The sequence below is a fragment of the Microseira wollei NIES-4236 genome, from assembly GCF_020521235.1.
Lineage (GTDB): Bacteria > Cyanobacteriota > Cyanobacteriia > Cyanobacteriales > Aerosakkonemataceae > Microseira > Microseira wollei.
Genome location: NZ_BLAY01000402.1, coordinates 1 through 2,192, shown reverse-complemented (window position 1 = coordinate 2,192; position 2,192 = coordinate 1). Strand labels below are relative to the sequence as shown.

Genomic DNA, 2,192 nt, shown 5'->3' with positions numbered 1-2,192 from the left:
CAAAGCAATGCTGGCTTTTTTCATGGATCTACGCTCCTCTAACAGTTTGTTGGAAGGCAGAATGATTTTGACTAAGCGAGGCGAGCTAGTTGATGTTTATATCGCGACTAGCGGTAGCGTCGGGAATAAAACTCTACAAACGGTAATTATATTTCTTGGTCAATTTCTAACGGCACGGTGGGCGGTGTGGGGAATGGCACGTTTACCGCCACCTACAACAACATGCCATTCGAAGTAACTATTGCTGCAAGCGGGGGACAAACCACAACCGGAAAAGCTTATTTGTTATGAGAGAACCTATAGCCCTAACTGGGTCTAGTCAAGCTATTTTGACAGCCAGCACTGGAAACGCTCAAGTTGAATGCTTCAGCGCTCGTCCCATTTATGACAAAATTAAATTTCAAATTGGAGACGATTATTATGCCCTAGTGCAATTGTTTGTTGCATCTTTTGATATTGCTTCTAACATCGTTAGCCTTAGCCCTGCTGCGCTACCAGATCTTAGGGATTTAGATAACCGTACAGAACAAGCAACTAAGATTTACAATAACTGGCTTAATTATGAAAAAGTAGGGATTCAGCTTTTATCCGACGATGGGGGCGGGCTTTTTCGCAAGCAAGGGCAACCGATAGTTCTTCAAAACATCCCTTTTCAATTACCAATTCAACATTTACGTCCTTATTTAAGCGCTACTCAAGAAGTTTTATTGGTAGGTGAATCAGAGCGGATAGGCGCTCAAGTGCTATCCGATTTAGGATATAAGCAATTATCTGGGCGCGATGAAGTTTTAATTAAAACCCAGTGTCAAGCCGACATAAAATTAATTGAAATCAAAGAGCAATCTATTAATAATTGGTATCCGATTGGCATTAACTTACCCGCAAATGAACCAGTAATTGTTCGTCCGTTCAACAACAGACGCCGCGCTTTGTACGTCGTAAACGCAGAACTAACGTAAGGTTTTTTTATGGTCACACTTCTGGGGTTTTAACCGATAGCTGTCCCTATTTAACTCCCAACGGAACTTTTAACCAAGAAACTTGGGGTAATTATGCGATCGCGCAGCAATTAGTTGCCCTCAGCGTTGGTGGTAACGGCAGGTTGGTGGGAATGGAGGGCAGTATATGACCCGCACTACTAGAACTAGACCAACAAATTCAACCAGGTCTCCCCAACATAATCAAGCTGATGGTGGCGAATCTCCTTTTAGCTTTTCTGCTGACCAAGAACTTCCCGATGGTCTCCGTCGAGTTGGAAATACTCCTTTTTACAACACCCCACCGCAAATAGAAACTAACGAATGCGGTCAAATTCATCCTTCGTTGAGCTATTTCTGCGATATAGATTTACAAGCTCCAACTTCTTTTGCAGAACCTAAGTATGAAATTAGTATAAATGGCTGTAGCGTTTGTGTCACGATGACTCAAAATTATTCAGCTACAGAAACCGTTAGTCAAACTTATTGTTACCTGTTACCCGCTTGCAGAAGAAGTCCAGAACCGCCGCCAGAACCACCGCCAAGTTCAAGCGATTACCTTATAGATTGGCCTTCAATACCTTCTTTACCAAGGTTGCCGCAGCGAGATCCCAGCCAACGATACAGAATTGTTTTTGAAATTAGGTGTAATACGACAATGCACTATGTTGGCGGCGGCAGAAATTTTGATGATTATTTTGGAGAATGTCGCCCTGATCAAAACAGCAACACAAGAATTTCAACAATAACTCTAGAAACTCAAGGCATCGGAGAATTAAAACAAATAACTACAACCTATCCGCGCACCGAACCAGTTTACGACCTCGATGCTTATTCAGTAGCAGGTGAACAGATTATTGTTGGAGTTTTTTATACGGGAATAGTTTGGATTAACAATAGGCAAGTTTTCTGGGAACATCATATTATAACTAAATATTATAGTTGTAATGATGGAGTTTACGTTAGGGAATATGAAGAGCAGGAAGACATGTAATATGGGAATTTTGGCGGAACTGTTTGTACAATTACTATAAGATAAATTTCTCCTCGACCACCAGAACCACCAGAACTACCATCGCCTCAAAACAATATGAATTGTTGTGCTGACGTTAGAAGATTAATTCAAATGGTTGCTATGCTCCAAAAAGAAGTATCACAGATTAAACGCCGCACTGGAGTAGATGAGTTTCCTGTATCCGTACCGCAACTGCTTTT

General features: G+C 41.5%; 3 protein-coding genes. All 3 read left to right on the top strand.

All coding sequences use genetic code 11. The features are described from left to right. A partial coding sequence (locus MiSe_RS48730) for a hypothetical protein (RefSeq protein WP_226594695.1) occupies positions 1–238 on the top strand: 238 nt, incomplete at its 5' end. A gap of 49 nt (positions 239–287) precedes the next feature. Continuing rightward, positions 288–959: a hypothetical protein gene (locus tag MiSe_RS48725; protein WP_226594691.1), complete on the top strand. Its 672-nt coding sequence runs from the start codon at positions 288–290 to the stop codon at positions 957–959. 166 nt (positions 960–1,125) lie between these two features. Continuing rightward, positions 1,126–1,971, top strand: coding sequence for a hypothetical protein (locus tag MiSe_RS48720; RefSeq protein WP_226594689.1), 846 nt, complete (start codon positions 1,126–1,128; stop codon positions 1,969–1,971). The last annotated feature ends 221 nt before the right edge of the window (positions 1,972–2,192 follow it).